The 25,085-nt window shown below is 71.5% G+C and carries 24 protein-coding genes and 6 tRNA genes; 9 read left to right on the top strand and 21 right to left on the bottom strand.

Annotated elements, in window-relative coordinates:
• Nucleotides 1–141: 141 nt before the first annotated feature.
• From NNW99_RS31775 to NNW99_RS31750, 6 genes are all read right to left on the bottom strand, one after another.
• Nucleotides 142–732: a hypothetical protein gene (locus tag NNW99_RS31775; protein ID WP_215122590.1), complete on the bottom strand. Its 591-nt coding sequence runs from the start codon at nucleotides 730–732 to the stop codon at nucleotides 142–144.
• 7 nt (nucleotides 733–739) lie between these two features.
• Nucleotides 740–1,621, bottom strand: coding sequence for a carbohydrate ABC transporter permease (locus tag NNW99_RS31770; protein ID WP_215122589.1), 882 nt, complete (start codon nucleotides 1,619–1,621; stop codon nucleotides 740–742).
• Nucleotides 1,618–2,625 carry a carbohydrate ABC transporter permease gene (locus NNW99_RS31765; protein ID WP_215122588.1) on the bottom strand — a complete coding sequence of 336 codons (1,008 nt, stop codon included), beginning with the start codon at nucleotides 2,623–2,625 and terminating at the stop codon, nucleotides 1,618–1,620. The genes NNW99_RS31770 and NNW99_RS31765 overlap by 4 nt, the downstream gene beginning before the upstream one ends.
• A complete protein-coding gene (locus NNW99_RS31760) occupies nucleotides 2,625–3,914 on the bottom strand; it encodes an ABC transporter substrate-binding protein (protein ID WP_215122587.1) in 1,290 nt (429 codons plus the stop codon). Before NNW99_RS31760 ends, NNW99_RS31765 begins: the two co-directional genes overlap by 1 nt.
• 993 nt (nucleotides 3,915–4,907) lie before the next feature.
• A tRNA-Val gene (locus tag NNW99_RS31755) sits at nucleotides 4,908–4,979 on the bottom strand.
• Nucleotides 4,980–5,057: 78 nt separating this feature from the next.
• Nucleotides 5,058–5,516, bottom strand: coding sequence for a TIGR02611 family protein (locus NNW99_RS31750; protein ID WP_215122586.1), 459 nt, complete (start codon nucleotides 5,514–5,516; stop codon nucleotides 5,058–5,060).
• 191 nt (nucleotides 5,517–5,707) lie between these two features.
• Here NNW99_RS31750 and NNW99_RS31745 point away from each other — a divergent pair, with 191 nt between their 5' ends.
• Together NNW99_RS31745 and NNW99_RS31740 are read left to right on the top strand one after the other, a co-directional pair.
• Nucleotides 5,708–6,121, top strand: a complete 414-nt coding sequence (locus tag NNW99_RS31745) for an SsgA family sporulation/cell division regulator (RefSeq protein WP_004002642.1) — start codon at nucleotides 5,708–5,710, stop codon at nucleotides 6,119–6,121.
• Between the two features lie 317 nt (nucleotides 6,122–6,438).
• Nucleotides 6,439–6,999 (top strand): CGNR zinc finger domain-containing protein, encoded by a 561-nt coding sequence (locus NNW99_RS31740; RefSeq protein WP_215122585.1) that lies wholly within the window; start codon nucleotides 6,439–6,441, stop codon nucleotides 6,997–6,999.
• A 52-nt stretch (nucleotides 7,000–7,051) separates the two neighbouring features.
• Here NNW99_RS31740 and NNW99_RS31735 read toward each other — a convergent pair whose 3' ends face one another.
• The gene (locus tag NNW99_RS31735; RefSeq protein ID WP_215124631.1) at nucleotides 7,052–7,237 is read right to left on the bottom strand and encodes a hypothetical protein; all 186 of its coding nucleotides are present in this window, start codon (nucleotides 7,235–7,237) and stop codon (nucleotides 7,052–7,054) included.
• A 127-nt stretch (nucleotides 7,238–7,364) separates the two neighbouring features.
• A complete protein-coding gene (locus NNW99_RS31730; RefSeq protein WP_215122584.1) occupies nucleotides 7,365–7,814 on the bottom strand; it encodes a hypothetical protein in 450 nt (149 codons plus the stop codon).
• Between the two features lie 163 nt (nucleotides 7,815–7,977).
• Between NNW99_RS31730 and NNW99_RS31725 the strand changes: the two genes are divergently transcribed.
• Nucleotides 7,978–8,505 carry a DsbA family protein gene (locus tag NNW99_RS31725; protein WP_215122583.1) on the top strand — a complete coding sequence of 176 codons (528 nt, stop codon included), beginning with the start codon at nucleotides 7,978–7,980 and terminating at the stop codon, nucleotides 8,503–8,505.
• Nucleotides 8,506–8,527: 22 nt separating this feature from the next.
• Here the strand turns inward: NNW99_RS31725 and NNW99_RS31720 are convergent, their stop codons facing one another.
• From NNW99_RS31720 to NNW99_RS31710, 3 genes are read right to left on the bottom strand one after another with little or no spacing between them, the layout of a single operon-like run.
• Complete coding sequence (locus NNW99_RS31720; RefSeq protein ID WP_215122582.1) at nucleotides 8,528–9,349, bottom strand: N-acetyltransferase; 822 nt, start codon at nucleotides 9,347–9,349, stop codon at nucleotides 8,528–8,530.
• 54 nt (nucleotides 9,350–9,403) lie between these two features.
• Nucleotides 9,404–10,225, bottom strand: a complete 822-nt coding sequence (locus tag NNW99_RS31715; RefSeq protein WP_215122581.1) for an aminotransferase class IV — start codon at nucleotides 10,223–10,225, stop codon at nucleotides 9,404–9,406.
• Nucleotides 10,222–11,265, bottom strand: coding sequence for a chorismate-binding protein (locus NNW99_RS31710; RefSeq protein ID WP_215122580.1), 1,044 nt, complete (start codon nucleotides 11,263–11,265; stop codon nucleotides 10,222–10,224). The genes NNW99_RS31715 and NNW99_RS31710 overlap by 4 nt, the downstream gene beginning before the upstream one ends.
• Before the next feature lie 177 nt (nucleotides 11,266–11,442).
• Here NNW99_RS31710 and NNW99_RS31705 point away from each other — a divergent pair.
• The 5 genes from NNW99_RS31705 to NNW99_RS31685 all read left to right on the top strand — a co-directional run bounded on the left by NNW99_RS31705 (nucleotide 11,443) and on the right by NNW99_RS31685 (nucleotide 11,911).
• Nucleotides 11,443–11,515 (top strand) — tRNA-Gly (locus tag NNW99_RS31705).
• A 36-nt stretch (nucleotides 11,516–11,551) separates the two neighbouring features.
• Nucleotides 11,552–11,625, top strand: a tRNA-Cys gene (locus NNW99_RS31700).
• A gap of 1 nt (nucleotide 11,626) precedes the next feature.
• Nucleotides 11,627–11,698 (top strand) — tRNA-Val (locus tag NNW99_RS31695).
• Nucleotides 11,699–11,724: 26 nt separating this feature from the next.
• A tRNA-Val gene (locus NNW99_RS31690) sits at nucleotides 11,725–11,796 on the top strand.
• Nucleotides 11,797–11,839: 43 nt separating this feature from the next.
• Nucleotides 11,840–11,911, top strand: a tRNA-Val gene (locus tag NNW99_RS31685).
• A 53-nt stretch (nucleotides 11,912–11,964) separates the two neighbouring features.
• Here NNW99_RS31685 and NNW99_RS31680 read toward each other — a convergent pair.
• From NNW99_RS31680 to NNW99_RS31665, 4 genes are all read right to left on the bottom strand, one after another.
• Nucleotides 11,965–12,264 (bottom strand): zf-TFIIB domain-containing protein, encoded by a 300-nt coding sequence (locus tag NNW99_RS31680; protein WP_193480248.1) that lies wholly within the window; start codon nucleotides 12,262–12,264, stop codon nucleotides 11,965–11,967.
• Between the two features lie 79 nt (nucleotides 12,265–12,343).
• Nucleotides 12,344–13,279, bottom strand: a complete 936-nt coding sequence (locus NNW99_RS31675; protein ID WP_215122579.1) for a phosphotransferase family protein — start codon at nucleotides 13,277–13,279, stop codon at nucleotides 12,344–12,346.
• Nucleotides 13,280–13,593: 314 nt separating this feature from the next.
• Nucleotides 13,594–13,773, bottom strand: coding sequence for a hypothetical protein (locus NNW99_RS31670; protein WP_215122578.1), 180 nt, complete (start codon nucleotides 13,771–13,773; stop codon nucleotides 13,594–13,596).
• A 232-nt stretch (nucleotides 13,774–14,005) separates the two neighbouring features.
• Nucleotides 14,006–14,245 (bottom strand): hypothetical protein, encoded by a 240-nt coding sequence (locus tag NNW99_RS31665; protein ID WP_251057985.1) that lies wholly within the window; start codon nucleotides 14,243–14,245, stop codon nucleotides 14,006–14,008.
• A 195-nt stretch (nucleotides 14,246–14,440) separates the two neighbouring features.
• Here NNW99_RS31665 and NNW99_RS31660 point away from each other — a divergent pair, with 195 nt between their 5' ends.
• Complete coding sequence (locus NNW99_RS31660) at nucleotides 14,441–15,913, top strand: protein kinase (RefSeq protein ID WP_215122577.1); 1,473 nt, start codon at nucleotides 14,441–14,443, stop codon at nucleotides 15,911–15,913.
• Between the two features lie 10 nt (nucleotides 15,914–15,923).
• Here NNW99_RS31660 and NNW99_RS31655 read toward each other — a convergent pair whose 3' ends face one another.
• The 6 genes from NNW99_RS31655 to NNW99_RS31630 form a co-directional block, all read right to left on the bottom strand.
• Nucleotides 15,924–16,742 (bottom strand): RNA methyltransferase, encoded by an 819-nt coding sequence (locus NNW99_RS31655; protein WP_215122576.1) that lies wholly within the window; start codon nucleotides 16,740–16,742, stop codon nucleotides 15,924–15,926.
• A gap of 64 nt (nucleotides 16,743–16,806) precedes the next feature.
• Nucleotides 16,807–18,048, bottom strand: coding sequence for a uroporphyrinogen-III C-methyltransferase (gene cobA, locus NNW99_RS31650; RefSeq protein WP_215122575.1), 1,242 nt, complete (start codon nucleotides 18,046–18,048; stop codon nucleotides 16,807–16,809).
• A 117-nt stretch (nucleotides 18,049–18,165) separates the two neighbouring features.
• A complete protein-coding gene (gene cobT / locus NNW99_RS31645; protein ID WP_215122574.1) occupies nucleotides 18,166–21,750 on the bottom strand; it encodes a nicotinate-nucleotide--dimethylbenzimidazole phosphoribosyltransferase in 3,585 nt (1,194 codons plus the stop codon).
• Between the two features lie 368 nt (nucleotides 21,751–22,118).
• The gene (cbiE, locus tag NNW99_RS31640; protein WP_215122573.1) at nucleotides 22,119–23,339 is read right to left on the bottom strand and encodes a precorrin-6y C5,15-methyltransferase (decarboxylating) subunit CbiE; all 1,221 of its coding nucleotides are present in this window, start codon (nucleotides 23,337–23,339) and stop codon (nucleotides 22,119–22,121) included.
• A gap of 136 nt (nucleotides 23,340–23,475) precedes the next feature.
• Nucleotides 23,476–24,108: a GNAT family N-acetyltransferase gene (locus NNW99_RS31635; protein WP_215122572.1), complete on the bottom strand. Its 633-nt coding sequence runs from the start codon at nucleotides 24,106–24,108 to the stop codon at nucleotides 23,476–23,478.
• A gap of 140 nt (nucleotides 24,109–24,248) precedes the next feature.
• Nucleotides 24,249–25,067, bottom strand: coding sequence for a MetQ/NlpA family ABC transporter substrate-binding protein (locus NNW99_RS31630; RefSeq protein WP_215122571.1), 819 nt, complete (start codon nucleotides 25,065–25,067; stop codon nucleotides 24,249–24,251).
• Nucleotides 25,068–25,085: the final 18 nt, after the last annotated feature.

Here is a 25,085-nt window from a genome sequence, read left to right as displayed (position 1 = left end):
GCTGCCTTTCCTTGTCCGTGCGGGAAGGTCCGTGCGGGAAGGTCCGTGCGGGAAGCGATTCCGCGTGGCTGATCCGGTCAGGGGCATGACACTGAGAGGTACGGCGCCCGGGGCGCCTGCCTGGAGTGAGGGCACCGCCGGTCAGCGGTGCCGGTAGCGCTCCTCCACGGCGACGGCCGCCGCCGCGACGGCCCCGAGAACGGGGACCGCCAGCGGCGCGACGAACCAGCCGGACAGGGCCACCACGGCCAGCCCGGCGATGATCAGGAAGGACCCGGCGGGGTCGAGAAAGGTCCGGCGCCAGGCAGCCGCGAGCAGCGTCCGCCACCGTTCCCCCGGCTCCCAGAGCGCCGCCGCGCGCAGCCCCGCCACGACGAAGGCGATCAGCGCGACGACCCCGACCGCCCCGACGAGCGGCCCGCCGGGAATCCCCGCCCGTGCCGCCTGGACGTCCACCCAGACCGCGGCCACCGCCGCCCACCCGGCGAGGCCGGCGAGCCACCCGCCGCGCAGAGCCGTACGGAAGTCGGCGACGAACTCCCGCCACCCACCGCCCTCGTGCGCGGTACGGCGCCGCAGATGCCGCGCACCCGCGGCGAACGCGGCCGGATACGTCACGACCCCCAACGAGGCCACCGCGATCCACACCCCGGTCAGCAGACACTCGGCGAAGATCGCGAACCGCCCGGCGAGCACCGACTCGCCCCGCGCCTTCACCCGGGTCCCGGCCATGCCCACCTCAGCCCTTCAGACCCGACGTGGCCATGCCGTCGATCAGATACCGCTGGAAGGCCAGGAAGAAGGCGAGGACCGGCAGCAGCGCGACGAGCGACATGGCGATCATGCCGCCGTAGTTCGCGAGCCCTTCCTGGTCGACGAACATCTTCAGGCCGAGCGAGACGGTGTACTTGTCGGGCTCGTTGAGGTAGATCAGCGGGCCCATGAAGTCGTTCCAGGCGTTGATGAACGTGAAGATCGCGCTGGTGATCAGGGCCGGGCGGCACAGCGGCAGCATGATCGACCAATAGATCCGCAGGTGCCCGCAGCCGTCGAGCCGGGCCGCCTCGTCGAGTTCCTTGGGCAGGTTGCGCATGAACTGCACCATCAGGAAGACGAAGAACGCCTCGGTGGCCAGATACTTCCCGAGCAGCAGCGGGGTGTAGGTGTTGATCATCTCCATGTTGCGGAACAGCACGTACTGCGGGATCAGCAGCACGTGGTACGGCAACAGCAGGGTGCCGATCATCAGCGCGAACAGCAGATTGCGGCCCGCGAACCTGATCCTCGCGAAGGCGTACGCCGTCAGCGAGCAGGACACCAGGATCCCGATCACCGAACCGCCCGCGAGGAACAGCGAGTTGAAGAAGAACGTGGAGATCGGGATGTCGGCGATGCCGTCGGCGAGGCTGGTGTAGTTGGCGAGGACCGGATCGCCCGGGAAGAGATCCAGGCTGCCGACGACGTCCTCGCTCTTCTTGAACGAACCGCCGACGACCCAGATCACCGGGTAGAGGATCACCGCGAGGATCACCAGGGACCCGATGTGCCAGGCGACGGAACCCGGCAGTTTGTGCCGGAGGCCACCCGCTCGCGGGGTGAGATCGGTGGATGGTGCGCTCATGAGGCGCCCTCCTCATAGTGCACCCAGCGCTTCTGGGACCAGAACAGCACTGCCGTCACCAGGGCGACCGCGACGAGCAGCATCCAGGCCATGGCGGACGCCAGACCCATCCGGCTGTTCTCGAAGCCCTGGACGTACAGATAGCAGGTGTAGACCATCGAGCCGTCGGCCGGACCGCAGGCGTTGCCTCCGGCGCCGCCGCCGACGATGTACGCCGAGCTGAAGATCTGGAACGAGTGGATCGTCTCCAGCAGGACGTTGAAGAAGAGCACCGGGGAGATCATCGGCAGCGTGATGTTCCAGAACCGGCGCAGCTTGCCCGCCCCGTCCACCTCGGCGGCCTCGTACAGCTCGCGCGGGACCTGCTTGAGGCCGGCCAGGAAGATGACCATGGGAGCGCCGAACTGCCAGACGGTGAGCGCCACCAGGCTGTAGATGATCATGTCGGGATCGCCGGTCCAGCCACCGACGTCGATCCCGAAGCTCTTCTGGATCCGGTCCACGATGGCGTCGTCGGAGAAGATCGCCTTCCACACGATCGCGATGGAGACGCTCGCCCCGATCAGCGACGGCGCGTAGAAGGCGGCCCGGTAGAAGGCCTGGCCGCGCCGGCTCTGGGCGAGGAGCAGCGCCACCCCGAGGGCGGCGATCAGCTTCAGCGGCGTTCCCACGACGACGTACCACAACGTCACCTGCACCGAGTGGCGCCAGCGCGGATCGCCGAACATCTCGGAGAAGTTCTCGAGACCGATCCACCGGGGCGCGTCGAACAGGTTGTAGTCGGTGAACGCGAAGTAGAGCGAGGCGACCATCGGACCCGCGGTGAGGAGCAGAAAGCCCGCGATCCACGGGGACATGAAGAGATAGCCGGCCAGGTTCTCCCGGCGCCGCCGCCGCTTGAGGGCGGCGGGGCGCTCGGGCTTCACCGGACCGTGCCGCGGCTCGGAGTCCTTGTCCTCGGACAGACCCTCCATCGCAGGGGCGTGTGTCACGGTGGTTCCCATCAGGTGCCGAGAGCCGTCTTCGACTCGGTGAAGAACTGCTTGACGGCCTCGTCCACCGACCTCTTGCCCAGGGCGAGTTCCTCGGCGATGCGCAGGAACGCGGACTCACAGATGTCCGCGCCGTTCGGGTGCGGGGTGATGGGCTCCAGCACACCGGCCTTGACGAGGGACTCCTCGTAGGCGGCGATCGCCTTGTTGACCTCGTCGGTCGGCTGGTACGCGTCGTACTGGGCCTGCGTCGCGGGCACACCGCGGTCGTAGCCCATGATCTTGGCGACCTCGGGGTCGTGCACCATGAAGTCGATGAACTGGGCGACCTCCTTGGGGTGCTGGGTGCGCTTGGAGGCGCTCAGCATGAGCGAGCCGAGGTACTGGCCGGTCTTCTTGCCGTCCGTGGTCGGGATGGGGGCCAGGCCGTACTCGCTCTTGCCCTCGGCGGTGTAGCGGACGGTGAAGTTGTCCCAGGTGAACTCGCCACCGGCGAGCTCGGCTGCGACCGCCGACTTGGGCTTGATCTGGGCGACCTTCTTGGCGTCGGTGTAGACGCCGTCCTTCACGCCCTTCTCGGCCTTCGTCCACCAGTCCGTCAGATCCGACTCGGTGAAGCCGAGGCCGTCCGCGGTGAAGAAGGCCTTGCCGTTCTGACGCAGATACAGGTCGTAGAGGTACATGACGCCGTACATGCCGCTGTCTCCGGAGCGGCCCGTCTTGTCGCGGATCTTCCTCATCGCCGCGTCGAAGTCGTCCCAGGTCCACCCCTGCTCGGGCTTGATGCCCGCCCGGGTGTAGACGGGCTTGTCGATGACCAGCGCCATCGAGTTCGAACCGACCGGAACACCGAGAAGCTTGCCGTCGATCTCGCCGAACTTATCCAGACCGGCCCGGAATCCCTCCATCCGGAGGTTGCCCGCCTCGGCCTGCTCGCTGAGATCGAGCAGCACGTTCTTCGCGTCGTATTTACGGAGGAAGCCGATGGCATTCTGGAAGACGTCCGGCGGATTTCCGCCGGAGGCCTGGGTGTTGAACTTCTTCCAGAAGTCGAGATAGGGCTGGAAGTCCGTTTTCACCTTGATCTTCGGGTACTTCTTCTCGAAGAGCGCGATGGTCTTGTTGATTCTCTGGGCGCGGTCCTCCGCTCCCCACCACGCATAACGAATCGTCACCGTCCCGTCGGCGGAGGCCCCTCCGTCACCACCGCAGCCGGTCGTCGCGGCCAGCCCCATCGTGACCGCCGTGGCCCCGGCCGCCTTCAGGACCGTACGTCTCTCAACATTCCTGCCGTTCACCACGGTTGGACCTCCCCGCACGTCGTCCCGCTCGCATGAATCGTTTCAAGTAAGCGCTTGCTGGCACAAGGTACGGAGAGGGTGAGGGTGCGTCAATGATTCGGACAGGAATTTCTTACCGAGGGAGGTGGGTGCGGAACGGGGCGAGGTGGTGAGGCCGGTGAGCCGGCAGGACGACGCCGCTGGTGAGGTACGTACGGCCGAGGGAGCGAACACCCACGGCCCCACCGCCGGAATTTCGGGCACGTCCGAAAGACGACGGTGGGGTGGAGGGGCGGGTGGGGGCTGGATTCAGCCATGCGATGGCCACCGTAGGGCGGGGACCCCTGCCCCTGCGAGCCGCCAGGCACTCGACGTGACCACTGAGGCCGGGCGGGTCCGCAGCCCGGCGGAACGGGGCACCGCCTGCGCCCACCCGTGCCGCCCCTAGCGGCACGCATGCCCGCAGCGGTGGCCTGCGGCGGCTTGGGCGGGGGCGGCGCCCGCTGCCGGGGCGGAGGGCTGAAGCCCCCGGCTGGCGCGGAGCACCAAGGCACCGGCTGCGGTGGAGCGTCAAGGCCCTTGGCTGACGCGGATACCGAAGCCCGCGGCTGGGGCGGAGGGCTGGAGGTCCCGGCTGAAGCGGCCGGCCGGAGCCCGCGGACCGTCCGGAGGGCCGAAGCCCGCAGCTGAGGCAGAGGGCTAAAGCCCGCGGCTGGGGGCGGAGAGGCGAAGCCGCCGACTGGGCGGAGGGGACGAAACCCCCTGCCAGGGCGGATGGCGGGAGCCACGGCGTGCCCGCAGGCGCCGGATCACGGAAGGGGACGTGTCGGGGGGTGTCCGCCCGCAGCGGTTGGCGCGTCAACGGACAGTCAGTCGGCGTCCGACCCCATCGCGCCGTTCCGAGGACGGACACCCCCCGGCGCGGCCCCGACCCACCACCCGGCGAGATGGCGCTACGCGCACCCGAACGACGACGGCCCACCTGCGCAATCGCAGGTGGGCCGTCAATCCGGGTGGGCGATACTGGGTTCGAACCAGTGACCTCTTCGGTGTGAACGAAGCGCTCTCCCACTGAGCTAATCGCCCGGACGCAGGAAGAACATTACCCCATGTCAGGGGGTGCCTGTGACCAGCACAAGCCCGCCACCGACACCCCCACGCGACTCACTGGTCCTTGATCTTCCACGGCATCACTATGCCGAACTTCCACACATAGATACCGACCAGTACGGCCACGATCACCAGCCCGATGCTCGTCAGGATGATGTTCCGCCGCCGCACCTTGGGGTCCAGGGCCCGCTGCGCCGCCTCGGTGACCTTCCGCTTGGTCCAGCGGAGCACCAGCTGCGCCCAGACGAACTCGGTCGCCCAGATCGCCATGCCGCCGAAAATCACGACCCATCCCGGCCCGGGAAGGGGCAGCATGATGATGCCGGCCACGACGACAGCGAGCCCGATGATGAAGACACCGACCTGCCAGCTCACATGCAGCAGCCGGCGCGCTTTGATGAATTCCGGCGCCCGCGAGCCAAGCCCCCGCTCTTGCTCGCTGCGCACCTCGTCCGAGCCCGTCTCGTCCGATGCCACGGCCACCTCGCCCGGCTCGTTACTCCCCGTATTCATACGGCCAAACACTACCCGAGCGAAACCAGTCACCGGAATGGACGCACGACGCGAACGATCTTAGGGCCGGAAGAGTTACGTAAAGGCACGCAAAACACTCAGAGGGGTTTACAACGGCACCGTAGGTGGCATGTCGATTTCGCCGACGTGCGAATCCCCGAGCGCACACTGAGCGAAAGGCCCTGGCGCTTATGAACACCACGGTCAGCTGCGAGCTGCACCTGCGCCTCGTTGTGTCGAGCGAGTCCTCCCTGCCTGTCCCCGCAGGCCTGCGGTACGACACGGCCGACCCCTACGCCGTGCACGCCACCTTCCACACCGGAGCCGAGGAGACCGTCGAGTGGGTGTTCGCCCGCGACCTCCTCGCCGAGGGACTTCACCGCCCTACCGGCACCGGCGACGTCCGCGTCTGGCCGTCGCGCAGTCACGGCCAGGGCGTCGTGTGCATCGCCCTGAGCTCACCGGAGGGCGAGGCCCTTCTCGAGGCCCCGGCACGGGCCCTGGAGTCCTTCCTGAAGCGGACCGACGCCGCCGTGCCGCCCGGCACGGAGCACCGGCACTTCGACCTCGATCAGGAGCTCTCGCACATCCTGGCGGAAAGCTAGGGCGAGGCCCTCACAAGGCCGCCCGGCGCCGTCGACTCGGGGAGACGGCTCGGGCTCGGACAACCGCATACGGGATACACCGGCGCCGACACCGCGGATCACGCGGAGTCGGCGCCGGTTCGTGCGCGTCGACGGGGAGACCCGGGAGGTGACGGCAACGCTCGTCGTCACTGTCGGTAGCCGGGAACCATGACAGGCCCGACGGCGTTCTATTCGAAGCCATGTGCGGGCATGAGGGCCGTCCCGTGGAGGCGAAGCCATTACCATCGGCCAGCATCGGCGGGCACCTGCCCGACCCCCAGGCCAGGGAGCGAATCGTGCTGATCACCCACGACACCCGGTGCGCCCTCGACACCGTGGTCGATCTGGTGAACACCGCACCGGAGGACGACACGGCAGCGGACGGGCTGTCGGACGTGGCGACACTCACGGACTTCGTGGGCAACCACGAGATCAGCGACGTCGGGGCGCTCTCGGAGTTCGACCTCTCCGCGGTGCGCAAGATCCGCGGGCGGTTCGCCGCCGTCTTCGCCGCCCCCGACGCACGCGCCGCCGCCGGGGTGATCAACGAGCTGGTCGCGGCCGCAGGCACCACCCCCCGGCTCACGGACCACGACGGCTACGACTGGCATGTGCACTACTTCGCACCGGGTGCCTCCGTCGCCGACCACCTGGCGGCCGACTGCGGGATGGCGCTGGCGTTCTTCGTGGTCGCCGGGGAGCAGGAGCGGCTGCGGCGGTGCGAGGCGCCCGACTGCCGCCGTGCCTTCGTCGATCTCTCCCGCAACCGCTCCCGCCGGTATTGCGACAGCCGCACCTGCGGCAACCGCCTGCACGTGGCCGCGTACCGGGCGCGCCGCCGGGAGGCCGCGGGCTGATGTCGATGCCGACGCGGCCCCGGCGGGTGGCGCCGGGTACCGCGGTTACGGCTCAGTGCATCAGCAGATCGTGCAACGACGCCATGAGCAGCAGACACCCGATCACCGCAAGGAAGATCATCAGCGGTGGCTGGGAAAGGGCGAAGAGACAACCACGGGGCTCGTCCTGGGGCGGCGCGGGGTCGCTCTGTCTCGTCGTGTCCAGCATCTCGCGGCGATGATGGCGCAGCCGCGCCACCAGGCGCGATCCGCGCCCTCGTTCCGTCCGGGGGTGCGCCGATAGCGTGAGGTCCGGTTCAGGTTGTGATCACTTCCGCGCGTCCTCAGACCCACTGTGACGATTCAGTCCGGCACGCGGCCGGCCGTCATATGCCGTGCTTCTTGAGGATGGCCTCGATGTCGCTGAAGTCGTCCTCTCCCCGGGACGCCGCCGCGGGCCGGGAGGAGGCGGGGCGGGAGCCCTGCCCGCCCTGTCCCAGGGAGGGCGCCGAGGCCGCCGGTGCCACCGCCTCGGGCTGCGCCGACGCCCGGGCCGCCTTGCGCTCCTTGCGGGTGCCGCCGCGACGGCGCTCCACCACGCGGGTGGTGGCGAACAGCACCCACGCGAGGCCCAGCACCCCGAAGCCCGCCCAGGCGGTCGGGCTGAACGCGGTGTCGGCCAGCCACTCGACGACGCCTGTCATCACCAGGCCGATCGGCACCAGCGAGTACGCCGCGATACGGGCCGCCGCGAGGAAACGCTTGCGGTACGCCGTGATGGCCGCAATGCCCAGGCCTGCCGCGGACACGGCGGAGCAGACGGTCTCGGCAATCATCCGGTCCTCCAGGCGTGGCGCGGTCGGGCAGGGGCACTTCGTCCCTTCCATCCTGCACCCGCCGCACCCTGACGGGCCATGCCTCGCCCCTACATCAGGGAGATCTCCGGGTCGCCTCCTCCGCAGGTGCAGGGGCGGGTGGACGTGCTGGAAGACTGTCGGCATGAGCGACTCCTCCCCTGCCCCGTCCACCGCCCCCGTCCTCGAGATCTGGTGCGACCTCCAGTGCCCGGACTGCCGCACCGCGCTGGACGACCTCCGATCGCTGCGCGCCCGCTACGGCGACCGCCTCGAGCTGCGGCTGCGGCACTTCCCCCTGGAGAAGAACAAGCACGCCTTCGCCGCCGCCCAGGCAGCCGAGGAGGCGTGGGAGCAGGGTCAGGGATGGCCGTACGCCGAGGCGCTGCTGGGACGGGTGGAGGAGCTGTCCCGTAAGGGAGAACCCTTCCTGGTCGAGGTGGCCCGCGAACTGGGCCTGGACGCCGAGGAGTTCGACACCGCGCTGATCGACGGCCGGCACATCCTGATCGTGGACGCCGACCAGGCCGAGGGCAAGGCGATCGGCGTGAGCGGCACCCCGACCTACGTCATCGACGGCGAGCGGCTCGACGGCGGCAAGAGCCAGGAGGGGCTGCGCGAGCGGATCGAGGAGATCGCGGACCGGCTGCTGGCCGGACAGGAGCAGGGCTGACCCGGCCCCTGCCGGGCCCCCGCTACAGCGGCTTGTACATGGCGTACTGCTGATTCTCGTAGCCGAGGGAGGCGTAGAGCCGTTCGGCCGGGGTGTTGCCCGCGAAGACGTTGAGGCCGACGGTCCGTCTGCCCTCGGCGATCGTCTGGGCCTCGGCCAGCAGCATGAGGGTGCGGCCGTGGCCGTTCCCCCGGTGGGCGGCGTGCGTCTCGACGTCGTAGACGAAGGCGCTGTCCTGGCGCACCCCGAGCCACAGCGTGCCCACCGCCGCCCCTTGGTGTTCCACGACGCTGACGAGCATGCCGTCGGTGGCGAGGCCGTCGGGCAGCAGGGTGGCGTGGTCCCGCTCCGACTTGGCCCGAGCTTCGGCCTCGGGCACGCCCCGTTCGGTCCAGCTCCGCGCGTAGTCCTCCTTGCTCTTCTCCAGCCAGGGGCCGAACTCCGCCTCGGTCATGGGCCGGCCCCGGCTGCCCGCGGGCAGTTCCGGCGGGGTGTCGCCGAGCGGCTTCTCCATCAGGCGGTTGCGCACGACGTAGCCGAGCGCGGTGGCGAGCCGGAGCGCCGGCTCGGCGGCGGCGGGCACCATCGCCTCGATGCGCCGGCACCCCCAGCCGCGCGCCACCTCCTCGGCGGCGAGCGCGGCCACCGTGCCCCGGCCGCGTCTGCGGTCCGGTTCCTCGATGCGCACCTTCATGATGCGGGCCACCGCGTTGCCGAAGACGGGATGCGTGCCGAGATGTATCGCCCCTACGGGACGGCTGTTCACACACACCTGGAAGCGGCGTGAGCGCGTCCCGTCGGCGTTCTGCTGAAGCGGCTCGGTCGGCCGCAGGGTCGTGGTCATCAGGGGTGTTCTACCCGCAACCGGGCCCCGGTTCAGCCGAATAATCGGGGGCTGTCAGGGATCGAGGTCGTGCCCGGAGCGCTCGTCGAAGATCCGCATGGCCTTGGCGGTCACCGGACCCGGCGCGCCCGGCAGCTCACGGTCGTGGACGCGGTGCACGGCCTGCACGTCCCGCAGCGTGGACGTCAGGAAGACCTCGTCGGCCCGCTCCAGCACGTCCAGCGGCAGATCGGTCTCCCGGGCGCCGGTCCACGCGATCGCCAACGCGCGCGTGATGCCCGCGAGACAGCCCGAGGCGAGCGGCGGGGTGTGGATCTCGCCGTCGAGGACGACGAAGACGTTGGAGCCGGTGCCCTCGCAGAGCTGTCCCGCCGTGTTGCCGAACAGGGCCTCCGACGCGCCCTGTTCGCGGGCGCGGGCGAGGGCCACGACGTTCTCGGCGTACGAGGTGGTCTTCAGGCCGGTGAGCGCGCCGCGCTCGTTGCGGGTCCAGGGGACCGTGATCACGGCGGTGGAGTCGGGGCGGCGGCTGGTCGCGCCGAGGGCGACGACGAGCGTCGGGCCGTGCTCGCCGCGGTCGGAGCCGAGCGGGCCGTGGCCGCCGGTGTAGGTGATCCGGAGGCGGCCGAGCGGCGCGGGGTTGGCCTCGATGACGGCCGCGCAGGCGCGGCGCACCTCGTCGTGGTCCGGGTCGGGCAGCCCGAGGCCGCGCGCCGACCGGGTCAGCCGGTCGAGGTGCCGGGTGAGCGCGAACGGCCTGCCGTCCACGGTCTTCACCGTCTCGAAGATGCCGTCGCCCACGGTCAGCCCGTGATCGAAGACGGAGACGCGGGCGGACTCGCTGTCCTGCAGCCCGCCGTCGAGCCAGATCTTCACGTCAGGTCCTCTCCACTCACCTCATGCCCTCCCGACGCTATCGCGAGCAGCCGTGACGCCTTCAGCTCGGTCTCCCGCCACTCCCCCTCGGGGTCCGATCCCCAAGTGATCCCCGCGCCGGTGCCGAAACGCAGCACACCGTCGCCCCGGTCGATCCAGAACGTACGGATCCCGACGGCCAGCTCCCCCACCCGCCGGTCGGCGTCGACCCAGCCGATCCCGCCGCAGTACGGCCCCCTGGGCGCCGTCTCCAGCGCGTCGATGATCCGCAGGGCGCTCGACTTGGGCGCGCCGGTGACCGAACCGGGCGGAAAGGCGGCGCCGAGCAGTTCGGCCCAGCCGGCCCCGGTCGCCAGTTCACCGCGGACGGTCGACACGAGATGGACCAGCCCCGGGTGCTTCTCGACGGCACACAGATCGGGCACCGTCACACTGCCCGTGGCGCAGACCCGCCCGATGTCGTTGCGGACCAGGTCCACGATCATCACGTTCTCGGCGTAGTCCTTCTCCAGCAGGTCCGCCTCGGTGCGGCCGGTGCCCTTGATGGGCCCGGACTCGACGACCCGTCCGTCGCGCCGCAGGAACAGTTCGGGCGACGCGGTGGCGATCTCCACACCGTGCCCGGGCAAGCGAATCGTTCCTGCGTACGGCGCCGGGTTGCCGCGGGCCAGCAGCGCGGTGAGGGCGTCCACGTCCGCGCCGGGGGCGATGGGCGCGGACAGCACCCGGCACAGATTCGCCTGGTAGACCTCGCCGGCCGCGATGTACTCGCGGATCCGCCGTACGGCCGCCGTGTACGCGGCGTGGTCGAGCGAGGACGTCCAGTCGTCCGCCGTCGGCGCACGCCACGCGCCGGACACGGGGGCGGGCACGGGCTGCTTCCGCACGTCCCTGAAGCGGGCGCAGGTCAGACGGCCCTCGAAGTCGGCGCAGACGGCCCAGAAGCCGCTGGATTCCAGGGCCTCGGGATCGTCGGTGACGTCGAGGAGCCCGGTGGCGACGCGGTCGCCGAAGCGGGCCAGAGGAGGGAGGTCGGACACGCAGTCGAGTCTATGGCGGTGTCCTGGGGGTGACCGGAGGATGTCCCTTCCGGGGCTCCGCGACATCCCTGAGCAGGGGAAGCGCAGCACGCTGCACAAACGCGTTTTTGTGCTGGCCCCGGAATCCGCTAGAGTTCAACACGTCGCCGGGCCGCGAGAGCGGGCCGGAAACGACAAGCGGACGTAGCTCAGTTGGTAGAGCGCAACCTTGCCAAGGTTGAGGTCGCCAGTTCGAACCTGGTCGTCCGCTCGCAGGAACAGGGGGCTCCCGGCCCCCTACACTCCTGGTGGAGTGGCCGAGAGGCGAGGCAACGGCCTGCAAAGCCGTCTACACGGGTTCAAATCCCGTCTCCACCTCCAAGGACGATTAGCTCAGCGGGAGAGCGCTTCCCTGACACGGAAGAGGTCACTGGTTCAATCCCAGTATCGTCCACTGGATCTGCTTCAAGATCCGAACCCGCGCGATTAGCTCAGCGGGAGAGCGCTTCCCTGACACGGAAGAGGTCACTGGTTCAATCCCAGTATCGCGCACGCAGTGCCCATGATCCGCTCCACGGAGTGGCCATGGCCCCGAGGACGATTAGCTCAGCGGGAGAGCGCTTCCCTGACACGGAAGAGGTCACTGGTTCAATCCCAGTATCGTCCACACCACACAGGAGCCCCCGGCCGTTCGCGGCCGGGGGCTCCTGTCGTGTCACGTCACGACGAGAACAGCATGTGCCCGAAGCCCTTGTTGCGGTGGTGACCGTGGTGGCCGTGGCCGCCGTGATGACCGTGGCCGCCGTGCGGGGCGCCCCAGGCGGGAGCCGGAGGGGCGGGGTAGGCCTGCGGGGCGGGCGGGGGCGGCGGCGCGCCCTGGGACCACTGGGACTCCAGACGGGTCAGCGACTCCAGCTCGCCGTAGTCGAGAAAGATCCCTCGGCAGCCGCTGCACTGCTCTATCTGGACACCGTTGCGGTTGTACGTGTGCATGGGCGCACGGCACTTCGGACACTGCATGGTGGTTCAACTCCTCGCCGGTCGGTCCTGCTTCGTCTCTCACCAGGACAGACTCTGTCCCGCTGTGGTCGGTTGCACCCTACTTCGCGTGCTCCTGCGCCAACTGCGGCGGGAGGGCGGCCATTCGCTCACAGGCGTCCACGACCCATTGCTCGACCTCGTCCAGGTCGCGGCCGACGGTGGCCGCCTTGGCGACGGCCCGGGCGGCGGTCTGCACGGTGAGGGCGCGGGCGGGGACGTCGAGGGCGGGCCACGGGTCGCCGTCGGCGGGTACGGCCGGACCGCCGGCCTCCCGGTAGGCGGCGAGGAACCGGGTCCACTCCTCGGGCAGGAGGAGGCCGCAGGCGTACCAGGCGGCGGGGCGGGCGAGGTCCCAGGCCGGGACGCCGACACCGAGGTCGTCGACGTCTATCAGCAGCCAGGGGCCTTCGGGGGCGGGGTGACGTAGGAGCTGGCCGAGATGGAGGTCGCCGTGGCAGAGGGTGCGGGTGTGCGGCATCGGGGCCTCTCCGCGGGCCCAGGCCGGGAGGGTGTCCCAGGCACGGAGAACGGAGGCGGCGGCGGGATGCGGGGCGGCGTTGCGGAGCTTGTCGATGGCCCGGGCCGCCTTGGCGGGGCCTCGCATGACGGGGAGGGCGTCGGGGGCGGGGGTGCGGTGCAGCCGGGCGAGGAGGGTGGCGGCCGCTTCCCAGGGCGCGGCGTCCGGGTCGTCCGGGTCCACGGGGGTGCCGTACGGCCAGCACGTCACGAGTCTGCCGTGCAGGTCGGACGGGGTGGGAGTGAGCGGCGCCAGGAGGATCTCGGGGTTGCGGGTGGCCACCGTGAGGCGGCTCGTCAGTTCGGTCAGGTCGGAATCCGGAGGGTGGGCCTTCGCGACGATGCCGGCGTGGCGGACGACCGTCGCGTCGGGGCGGTCGGCGAGGGTGGCCGCGCCGCAGGGGCAGGTCGATGAGCGGGCGTGGGCGGTTGCTCGGGCCTTGGCGGTGAGGTCGGCCAGGAGGGGGGCGGGGGTCACGGGGTGAGGGTACGTGGGGCACAGGCCCGGGCCGTAGGAAACGGTCGGGCCCAGGTGCACCGCGTTGGCCCTGAGGCCGGGTGGGTCCGCAGCCCGGCGTAGCGGGGTGCCGCTGCGCCCACCCGTGCCGCCCTTAGCGGCACGATTGCCCGCAGCTGGGGCGGCTGAGGCAGCTGGGGCCGCGCGCAAAGCAATGCCGGCGCAGCTCCCCAGCTGCGCCGGCATTTTTTGCCGTCCGCCGTACCCCCGTCCCCACGGGGTTTCATGGGTTGATGTCCCCGCCCGGACCGCTCTTCCGGGCCTGGGGTCGCCGCTCAGCGCCCCAGCATCTCTCCCACGGACGACGCCTGTGTGGCCACTGTCTCCCACCCGTCGAAGACGAGGAGGAGCAGGACCGCCAGGGGAAGGGCCATCAATGTCGCCACCAGGGGGTGGCGGCGGCCCGTATTGCGCTCACGTGTGCGGACCAGCGTCCGCGGTGCCGTGTGGGCCATGGTCCCTCTCCTGACCGTTCAGTTGTCGTTGGCAGCGGCGGGCGTCTGACCTCGGGGGACGAGTGCTACACCCGCCGCTTGACCTCAAATCTAGGCGTCCGGGCCTCCCCGGGCGTCATGCCCTCGTACCGATTGCCGGGCCTCCCGGAGGATGAGCCGCTACCTGCGATGTACTCCCCTGGGTGGAGACGGAGAGCCAGGCCTCAGGGTCTTCCCCGAAGGGATGCCCGACTCACCCCGCTTTGTCCGAGCTTTGCTCCCTCGGAACAGGCTGTTCCACCAGCGCCAGCACCCGGTTCGCCATGAAGCGGGCCGTCCGCACGACTGCCCCACTACGGGTGACTTCGCTCACTTCTACGACACCTCGGCGTACCGCCGTCTCCACCCTGCGGCCCGCCCTGCTCGCCACGACCTCATACGTGCGCGTCGTGTCACCGGCGTCCACGACTATCTCCACACGGTCACCCTTCACGGGTCCAATCCCCCTTCCGTGGCAGGCGGTTGGGGTCGACCCTCGCGCGAACACGGCCTGTCCGCACGCCCCCTGACCACGCTTCAAGTCTCCCACCCACCACTGACAATCCATCGGCCCGAGAGGGCGCGGCCTCTGCGCGTGGGCGGCCGTGGAAACGTAAGCTGTGGCTCGTCACAGGACCGGGCAGCGGGGATGAACATGGCGATGATGCGCCTGAGGCGCGAGGACCCGCGCGTCGTCGGCTCGTTCAGGCTTCACAGACGGCTCGGCGCGGGCGGGATGGGCGTGGTCTACCTGGGCTCCGACAAGAAGGGGCAACGGGTCGCGCTCAAGGTCATCCGCCCCGACCTGGCGGAGGATCAGGAGTTCCGCTCGCGCTTCGCGCGTGAGGTCTCGGCGGCGCGGCGGATCCGCGGCGGCTGCACGGCCCGGCTCGTGGCCGCGGACCTGGAGGCGGACCGGCCCTGGTTCGCCACGCAGTACGTGCCCGGCCCCTCCCTGCACGACAAGATCGCCGCCGAGGGACCGCTCGGCGCCGCCGATGTCGCTGCCGTCGGGGCGGCTCTGTCCGAGGGCCTGGTCGCCGTGCACGAGGCCGGGGTCGTGCACCGGGATCTGAAGCCGTCCAACATCCTGCTGTCCCCGAAGGGGCCGCGGATCATCGACTTCGGCATCGCCTGGGCCACCGGTGCGTCGACGCTCACCCACGTCGGCACCGCGGTCGGCTCGCCGGGCTTCCTCGCGCCGGAGCAGGTGCGCGGGGCGGCCGTCACCCCGGCCACGGACGTGTTCTCGCTGGGTGCCACGCTCGCGTACTCCTCGATGGGCGACTCACCGTTCGGGCACGGCAGTTCCGAGGTGATGCTGTACCGCGTCGTGCACGAGGAGGCGCAGCTCCACGGCGTGCCCGACGCGCTGGCTCCGCTCGTCCGGGCGTGTCTGGCGAAGGACCCCGAGGAGCGGCCGAGCACGCTCCAACTGTCGCTGCGGCTCAAGGAGATCGCGGCCCGGGAGGCGCAGGACCTCGCCGGGGTACGGCCGCCCGCGCCGCGCGGCGCCGAGACCGAGCGGCCCGTCGACACCTACCCCGAGCGGGGCCGGCGTCCGCAGGGACAGCAGGGATCGGGCCCGGCCGGCGCGCAGCGGGGCCGGGGCACTCCCCCGCCGCGAGGGTCCTCCACGTCCCGGGACGGGGTTCCGTCCGCCGACGGCACGGCTTCGCAGAGCGGAGCCGGTGGCCGGGGCGGGGGCCGGCCTGCCGGCAACGGGAGCGGGAACCGGTCGGCGGGTGGCGCGAACCGCGGCAGGACTCCGGCGCGCGGACGCGGCGCGTCGGGGCGGTCCGGGGCGCGGCCGACCCCCACCGGGCGCAACGGCACGCGGTCGGGCAGCGGCAGCCGCCCCGCTCCGCACAGCGGTACCGGGCGTCCGTCCAGGACGGGGACCGGGCTGCGGCCCGCCAATCCGCGGTTGCTGCGGCAGCGGCTGTTCGTGTTCGTCGTGGTCACGCTGCTGGTGGCGATCGGCATCGCCCTGGTGCAGGGCTGTCAGGGCCCGGCGCGGGGACTCGGCGGCGACGGAGGCGGCGTACGGGAGCAGCAGGTCCACCGGTCGCAGCCGCTGGGCGATGTGCCCGCGCGGCCGGACGGTGCGACTCGGACCTGACCGGCCGCTTCTAGGCGTGCGGTCGGCCGGTGGCCACGGCGTAGAAGGCCACGGCCGCAGCCGCGCCCACGTTGAGGGAGTCGACGCCGTGGGACATGGGGATGCGGACCCATTCGTCGGCGGCGACCAGGGCCTGGGTGGACAGGCCGTCGCCCTCGGCGCCGAGCATCAGGGCCACGCGGTCCATGGTGTGCGGGGCGGCCTCGTCGAGAGGCCGGGCCTTCTCGTCGGGGGTGAGGGCGAGCAGGGTGAAGCCGGCCTCGCGGACCGACTCCAGGCCCTTGGGCCAGGTGTCCAGTCGGGCGTACGGGACGGAGAAGACCGCGCCCATGGAGACCTTCACGCTGCGGCGGTAGAGGGGGTCGGCGCAGTCCGGGGAGAGCAGGACCGCGTCCATGCCGAGGGCGGCGGCCGAGCGGAAGATCGCGCCGATGTTGGTGTGGTCGTTGACCGACTCCATGATCACGACGCGGCGGGCGGTCCTCAGGAGGTCGGCCGCCGTGGGCAGGGGCTTGCGCTGCATGGAGGCGAGCGCGCCACGGTGCACGTGGTAGCCGGTGACCTGCTCGGCCAGCTCCGGGCTGACCGCGTAGACCGGGGCCGGGAGCTCGTCGATGACGTCGCGCATGACGTCGACCCACTTGGCCGAGAGCAGCATGGACCGCATCTCGTAGCCCGCTTCCTTGGCCCTTCTGATGACCTTCTCGCCCTCCGCGATGAACAGGCCCTCGGCGGGTTCGCGCTTGCGGCGCAGCTCCACGTCGGTCAGGCCGGTGTAGTCGGTAAGGCGCGGGTCGTCGGGGTCCTCGACGGTGATGAGATCGGCCACAGGGTGATACTGCCTTGTCCTGGGTGCGGTGCCAACGGCTCGGTACGGGTTGCGTTACCCGGGGTTACTCACGGGGCGCGGGGTTCTCGGCGCCGACCTTCACGACCTCGCCGATGACGATGACCGCCGGGGGCTTCACATCCTCGGCCCGTACCCTCTCCGCGACGGTCGCTAGGGTCGCGTCGACCCGGCGCTGGGCGGCCGTGGTGCCCTCCTGGACGAGGGCGACGGGGGTGTCGGCCGGCTTGCCGTGTGCGACGAGCGTCTCGGCGATCTTTCCGATCTTGTCGACGCCCATGAGGATCACCAGCGTGCCGGTGAGCCTGGCCAGGGACGGCCAGTCGACCAGGGAGCGCTCGTCGTCGGGTGCGACATGGCCGCTGACCACGGTGAACTCATGGGCGACGCCGCGGTGGGTGACCGGGATGCCGGCCGCGCTCGGGACCGAGATCGAGCTGGAGATGCCGGGGACGACCGTGCACGGGATGCCGACCTCGGCGAGGGCCTGGAGCTCCTCCATGCCGCGGCCGAAGACGTAGGGGTCGCCGCCCTTCAGGCGGACGACCGACTTGCCCTGCTTCGCGTGCTCGATCAGCGCGCTGTTGATGGCCTCCTGGGCCATGAAGCGACCGTAGGGGATCTTCGCCGCGTCGATCACCTCGACGTGGGGCGGGAGTTCGGCGAGGAGGTCGCGCGGGCCGAGGCGGTCCGCGATGACGACGTCCGCCTCGGCGAGCAGTCGGCGGCCGCGGACCGTGATCAGGTCCGGGTCGCCGGGTCCGCCGCCGACCAGGGCGACTCCGGGGGTGCGGGTGCGGTGGTGCGGGGCGACGAGCGTACCGTCGCGCAGGCCCTCCACGACCGCGTCGCGGATGGCGGCGGTGTGGCGGGGGTCGCGGCCCTTGGCGTCCGTGGTGAGGACGGCGACCGTGACTCCCTCGCTGTGGCCGGTGGCCGGGGTCCAGGCCGTCGCCTCGTCGGCGTCGTCGGAGCGGACGCACCAGACACGGCGGCTCTCGGCTTCGGCGGAGGCCCGGGTGTTCGCTTCCGTGTCACCGGTGGCGATCAGCGCGTACCAGGCGTTCTCCAGGTCGCCGTCCTCGTAGCGGCGCCGCTGCCAGGTGATCTCGCCGGCGTCCGCCATGGCTTCGACGGAGGGGGTGGCGCTGGGGGACACGAGGAGGATGTCCGCACCTGCCGCGATCAGTGCCGGGAGGCGGCGCTGGGCGACCTGGCCGCCGCCGAGAACGACCACGCGGCGGCCGGTGAGGCGGAGGCCTACGGGGTAGGCGGGGTGTTCGGCCATGGGGGTGCGGCTCCTGTTGACGGCGGTGCGGTAGCCCTGACGTGCGAATTTTAATGGGCAGGAGTCGGGACGGCTCCGGTGGTCCAGTGGCTGGGCACCGGAGCCGTCCCTCGGCACCTACTTCTCGGTGACGCCCGCCGAGTCGAACGTCGCCACCTCGTGCATCGCCCGGGCCGTGCTCTGCACCAGCGGCAGGGCCAGGAGGGCGCCCGTGCCCTCGCCGAGGCGGAGGTCGAGGTCGACCAGGGGGCGCAGGCCCAGCTTGTTGAGGGCCGCGACATGGCCCGGCTCGGCGCTGCGGTGACCGGCGATGCAGGCGGCCAGGACCTCGGGGGCGATGGCGCGGGCCACCAGGGCGGCGGCGCCGGCGCTGACGCCGTCCAGGATCACCGGCGTCCGCAGGGAGGCGCCGCCGAGGAGGAGGCCGACGATGGCGGCGTGCTCGAAGCCGCCGATCGCGGCGAGCACGCCGATCGGGTCGGCCGGGTCCGGCTGGTGGAGTTCCAGCGCGCGGCGGACGACCTCCGTCTTGCGGGCGAGGGTCTCGTCGTTGATGCCGGTGCCCCGGCCGGTGACCTCGGCCGGGTCCGCACCCGTGAAGACGGAGATCAGGGCGGCGGACGCGGTCGTGTTGGCGATGCCCATCTCACCGGTGAGCAGGGCCTTGTTGCCGGCGGCGACCAGGTCGCGGGCGGTCTCGATGCCGACCTCGATGGCCTGCTTGGCCTCCTCGCGGGTCATCGCGGGGCCGGTGGTCAGGTCGGACGTACCGGCCCGGACCTTGCGGGGCAGCAGACCCGGGGTGGCCGGGAGGTCGGCGGCGACGCCCACGTCGACGATGCAGACCTCGGCGCCCACCTGGGTGGCGAAGGCGTTGCAGACGGCGCCGCCGCCGAGGAAGTTGGCCACCATCTGGGCCGTGACCTCCTGCGGCCAGGGGGTCACCCCCTGCGCGTGCACACCGTGGTCGCCAGCGAAGATCGCGACGGCCGCGGGCTCCGGGATGGGCGGCGGGCACTGGCGGGACAGCCCGGACAGCTGCGCGGAGATGATCTCCAGCATCCCCAGCGCACCGGCCGGCTTGGTCATACGCTTCTGGCGCTCCCACGCCTCGCCGAGCGCCTTGGCGTCCAGCGGGCGGATCTGCGCCACGGTCTCGGCGAGCAGGTCGTGCGGTTCCTCTCCGGGCAGTGCGCGGCGGCCGTACGTCTCCTCGTGCACGACCCAGGACAGCGGGCGGCGCTTGGACCAGCCCGCCTGCAGCAGCTCGGGCTCGTCAGGGAACTCGTCGACGTAACCGACGCACAGGTAGGCGATGACTTCGAGGTGCTCGGGCAGGCCGAGGGCGCGGACCATCTCGCGCTCGTCGAAGAAGCTGACCCAGCCGACGCCGAGGCCTTCGGCGCGGGCGGCGAGCCAGAGGTTCTCCACGGCCAGGGCCGCCGAGTACGGCGCCATCTGGGGCTGGGTGTGACGGCCGAGGGTGTGGCGGCCGCCGCGGGTCGGGTCGGCGGTGACCACGATGTTCACCGGGGTGTCGAGGATGGCCTCGATCTTCAGTTCCTTGAACTGCTTCGCCCGGCCCTTGGGGAGGGACTTCGCGTACGCCTCACGCTGGCGCATGGCCAGTTCGTGCATCGCGCGCCGGGTGTCGGCGGAGCGGATGACGACGAAGTCCCAGGGCTGCGAGTGGCCCACGGAGGGCGCGTGGTGGGCGGCCTCCAGGACGCGGAGCAGCACCTCGTGCGGGATCGGGTCGCTGCGGAAGCCGTTGCGGATGTCGCGGCGTTCGCGCATGACCTTCAGTACGGCCTCGCGCTCGGCGGGGTCGAAGCCGGGGGCGGCGGGGCCGGTGGGCTGTGGTGCCTCTGCCACTGCGGCCGTGCTCTCTTCGTCGTGGCGTACCTGGTCAGCCAAGTCTTCCTGCTCGGCGGCCCGGGTGTCCAGGTCGTCCGCGTTCTGCACGAGTTCGGCGTCGCCGTCGCGGGGTGCGGGGACGGTGGCCGCGGGGGCCGGGGACTCCGGCTCCTCGGGCTGTACCGGCCGGGGGGCGGCGGGCGGCTGGGACTGCTGGGGGCCCTGGACCGGCTGCATGCTCTGCTCGTCCGTCTGCTCGTCCGCCTTCTCTTCCGCGATCGGCTCGGGGAGTACGACGGTGACGTCCTCGGCGGGGGCCGGGGGGACGTCCATGGTCTCGGGAGCGGGGGTCACCGGCTCGGGAGCGGGGTCGGGAGTGGCTTCCTCGGCCGCGGGGGCCAGGTCGGGAGCGACCTCCTCGGCCGCGGCGGTGGGCTCGGGTGCGATTTCCTGTGCCACGGGGGCGGGCTCGGGAGCGACTTCCTCTGCCACGGGGGCGGGCTCCGTTACCTCGGGGGCCTGGGGCGGTGCGGGTGCCTCGGCGGGCGCGTCGGGCACGGGTGTCTCGGTGACCTGGGCAGGCATCGGGGCGGGCTGAACCGGTGCGGCTGGTGCCTCCGGTGCGACTGGCGCCTCCGGTGCGTCGGCGGCCGCCGGGGCAGGGGCCACCGGAGCCGGCGCCTCAGGGGCGGGCTGTGGAGCCGTCGCCTCGGGGGCAGGAGCGGGGGCGGCCTGCGGGGCGAGCGGCTCGGCGACCGGCGCGGGGGCCTCGACGCCGGGGGCGTCCGGCTCCGGCGCTACGGCCTCGGGGGCGCTCGGGTCCGGCTCCGGCACTACGGCTTCGGGGGCGCTCGCGTCCGGAACCGGTGCGATGGCCTCGGGGCCGACGACCTCTGCCGGCGCCTCCGCTACGGCCTCCGGAGCGACCGGCTCGGGAGCGACTGCCTCCGGCGCCACGGCGGGAGTTGCCTCGGGCATCTCGGCGGGAGCCTCGGGCGCGGTCGCGGCCTCCGGGAACGGGACCGCTTCAGGGGCCGGTGCGGCCTCGGCGACCGGGAGGGACTCGGCGACGGGAGCGGGGACCACGTCCTGCTCCTCGACAGCCGCCGGAACCTGATCGCCGGCGTCGGCGGAGTCAGAGCCGGCGGAGTCGCCTACGGCAACCGGCTCGGGAGCCTCGGGAGAAGCAGCCGCAGGCACCGGCACCTCCGCCGGAACCGGCTCAGGCGCGGAAACGGCCTCAGCCACCTGCACAGGCTCCTCGACCTCGGCCACCGGCTGCGTTTCCGGAACAACCGTTTCCGCAGGGGCCACCCCGACGGCCACCTGGGCCTGGTGGGTGACCTGCGCGTCCCAGGGCGCGGCCGGGGGCGACGGCATCTCCGGCGCGCGCGGGGCGTCGAGGTACTCGGGGCCCGCGGCCGCCACGGGCTGTCGCAGCGGCGCGTCGGCCGGGCCGCGGTCGGCGAGGGAGCGGACCGGGCTGGCGGAGCTGTCCGGCAGCGGCGGGCCGAGGTGCAGCGGGCGTCGCGGAGTGACGGGCGGGATCGGCGGAGGGTCGGGCAGCCGGACGCCGCCGAGGTCGACCGAGCCGCTGTCGCGGCCGGAGATCTCGTGCGGACCCGGCTCGTGCACGGTCTCGGCGACCGGCTCCGGCATGGGCGGGGCGACCTCGTTGCCCCAGGCGCCCTGGGCGCCCGGCAACAGCAGCAGGTCGTCGTCCTCCGCGGTGGTCTCGGGCTCGGAGAGGTAGGTGTACGAACCGTGCGCGGGGACGCCCGGCTGCTCCACCATGCCTGCGTTCTCCGGCAGTCCCTCGCCCGGGACCTGGCCGGTGTCGGTCATGCGTACCCCTCGCCCAATCGGTTAGTGCTCCTACGACCAGCTCGCCCGGAACGGCGCACCGACCGCCCCGCAGTGAAGAACGAGCGTGCGTCCCCAGCGGCACGAGCGGCCCGCCCCAAAAAGGCGACAAAGCCATTCACTGGCATTGTCGCGGCCGTACCACCCTCGCGGCAGCTTGATCCGCGACGGTTCCGCTGTGGACTGCGCCACGTTGCGCGTCCCTCGGTTCTGCCGTACCACACACACCCCAAAACGGGCGGGTTTTCCGGACATTGGCCGACGAAGTGCCGGGCGTCCGGGTGCGGTGCAACGATCGGCCAGCCTACCGCGCGCAGTACGACAACCCGATCACGGGGACGGCGGCGGGATCAGGCGCTGCGCCTCGGCAGCACGCCGCTGAGCAGGAACGCGACGCTCCGTTCTTTCTCCGTCCAGGCCCGGGTGTCGAGTTCGACGGACTGCAGCAGGGCGCACTCGACGCCGTAGCCGTGCTCCGTCAGGTCGCGGCCGATGAGTTCGGCGGTGTCGCGGGTGCCGGCGTGGGTGACGATGCGCTGCGGGCGGCGGTCGACGACCGCGGAGACGACGGCCGCTCCCCCGCCGCCGACGCGGACGACGTCCGGTTCGGGGAGGTTCTCCAGGATGTGCGGGGCGGTGCCGTGCACGATCTGGAGCTGGACGCCGAGGCGGCGGGCGGCGGCGTCGGTGCGGGCGCAGGCGGCCCGGTCGCTGTCGACGGCGATGACGGCGGCGCCGGCGCGCGCGGCCTCGATGGCGAAGGCGCCGCTGCCGCAGCCGATGTCCCACACGAGGTCGCCCACGCGCGGTCCGAGGCGGGCGAGTTGGGAGGCGCGCAGCGGCTGGGTCTCGCCCTCGTCGAGGCGGGCGCCGTAGGCCTCGGAGGGCAGGGACCAGCCGCGGGGACCGGCGGACGGGTCGCGCCCGGCGATCCAGCCGCCGGTCTCCCCCGAGGTGCCGGGTCCGGCCGGGCCGCCGAGGACGATGACGACATTGGGGTCGCGCCAGGTGTGGTCGGCGGCCTTGTCGGAGCTGACGATCGTGACGCGCTCGCGTTCGGTGCCGAGTTCCTCGCAGATGACGAAGGAGCGGTGGACTCCTTCGAGGAGCAGGCCGAGTTCGGCCGGGCCGGCGCCGGGTGAGGTGAGGACGGCCACCTTGGTGTGGGCTCGGCATACATTCACCGCGCGGCGCAGGGTGCGGCGGTGTGCGACGACCACCTGTGCGTCGTCCCAGGGCATGCCGGCCCGGGCGAAGGCGGCCGCGACGGAGGAGACGGCGGGGACGACCTCCACCTCGAGGCCGAACTCGGGCGCCCGCAGGGTCTTCACGACGCCGAAGTAGCCGGGGTCGCCGTCGGCGAGCACGACGGCCGTGCCGCGGTGGCCGGCGATGCGGCGGGCGGCGAGGGCGACACTGCCGAGGCGGATGCGCTCGGCGCGGGCGGGGACCTCGGGGAGCGCCAGGTGGTGGGCGGCACCCGCCACGAGCGTGGCGGCTCCCAGGGCGGCGCGTGCCGCGTCGGTCAGCGGCGAACCGTCCCAGCCGATCACCGTGACCCGGTCGGCCATCGTCGTCAGTCTCCAGAGGATGTCGCGGGTCGTCTGCGTGTCGTGTCGCGGGCGGCCCGTGGGCGGGCTTGGTGAGAGTACCCGGTGGAGCCGGCGGAGGGGACGGCGGTGCGCTCGCGCACGGTGGCCGTTCCGGTCAGTTCCAGTCGCCGAAGGACGTGAAGCCGTCGGGGAGCCGGCCGCCGACGCCCTCCAGATCCTCGGGGAGCAGGCTCCAGACGATGAAGTCGGTGCGTACGTCGCTCCACGTGCCGTCCTCGGCACGGCTGCGGGCTATACAGGCGTTGCGCAGCACGCCCTCGCTGATACAGCCGATCTTCTGGGCGACCTGCTGGGAGGCGGTGTTGTCGGCCGCCGTGCGCAGTTCGATGCGCTCGAACTTCTGGTCCGAGAAGAGCCACCGGGCGGTGACGAGGGCGGCCTCGGAGGCGTAGCCCTCGCCCCTGGCCCAGGGGGCGATGATGTACGACAGCTCGGTGGAGCGTACGCGCCAGTTGGTCTTGCCGAGCTGGATGACGCCGACCAGGCGCTGGGTGAGGAACTCGGTGACCGCGAAGTCGAGGCCGCGGCCCTCGGTGCGCTCGGCGGGGGCGTAGTCGGTGATCCAGGTGCGGGCGCCCTCCTCCGTGAAGGGCTGGGGGACGGAGGTCCAGGCCGCCACCTGTTCGTCGTTCATCATCGCCGCCAGGGCGGCGATGTCGTCTTCGTCAAGAGGACGCAGCACCAACCGCTCCGTGCTGATGGAGACGTTGGGAAAGGTGCTCGTCATGCGCCGCTCCGTAACCTTCGGTGAACCTTCAGGGCCTGCTCAACTGCCCAGCATGCAGCATGAAAGCACTGATCCGCACCACGGGGCCCTCCCCCACCCGGTGAGGGAGGACCCCGTGCGGCGCGGGTGCCGGGCGGGCCTCAGAAGGAGGCGAGCACGGCGCCGTCGTACTTGTCCTGAATGAACTTCTTCACCTCGGGCGAGGTGAGAAGCTTCGCGAGCTTCTTCACCCGCGGGTCCTTCTCCTCGCCCTTCTTCACGGCGAGGAAGTTGCCGTACGGGTTGTCCTTCGGGGACTCCAGGACGAGGGCGTCCTTCGCCGGCTTGAGGTCGGACGAGAGGGCGTAGTTGCCGTTGACGACGGCGGCGTCCACGTCGTCGAGGGAGCGCGGGGTCTGAGCCGCCTCCAGCTCCTTGAACTTGAGCTTCTTGGGGTTCTCCGCGATGTCGGAGGGGGTCGCCTCGTTGCCGACGCCGTCCTTGAGCGTGATGAGCTTGTTCGCGGCGAGGAGCTTGAGGGCGCGGGCCTCGTTGACGGTGTCGTTGGGGATGGCGACCGTCGCACCGCTCTTCAGGGCGTCGGCCTTCTTGACCTTGTGGGAGTAGAGGCCGAGCGGCTCCAGGTGGACCGTGACGACGGGCACGATGTCGGTGCCGTTCTTCTTGTTGAAGTCGTCGAGGTACGGCTGGTTCTGGAAGTAGTTGGCGCCCACGGAGCCGTCCTGCGTCGCCGTGTTCGGCGTGACGTAGTCGGTGAACTCCTTGACCTCCAGGTCGAGGCCCTCCTTCTTCGCCAGGTTGTCCTTGACGTAGTTGAGGATCTCGGCGTGCGGAGTGGGGCTGGCGGCGACGATCAGGGGTCCGTCGGAGCCGGAGTCGCCCGCGCCGCAGGCGCTGAGCCCGAGGGTGAGGGCTCCGGCGGCGAGTACGGCGGTGGTGATCTTGGCGGTGCTACGCACGAAAAGTGCCTTTCCTTA

Origin of the sequence: Streptomyces sp. CRCS-T-1, from assembly GCF_024442335.1 — a bacterium.
GTDB lineage: Bacteria > Actinomycetota > Actinomycetes > Streptomycetales > Streptomycetaceae > Streptomyces > Streptomyces koelreuteriae.
The sequence above is the reverse complement of the archived record's forward strand: the minus strand, read 5'-3'. Positions and strand labels throughout refer to the sequence as shown.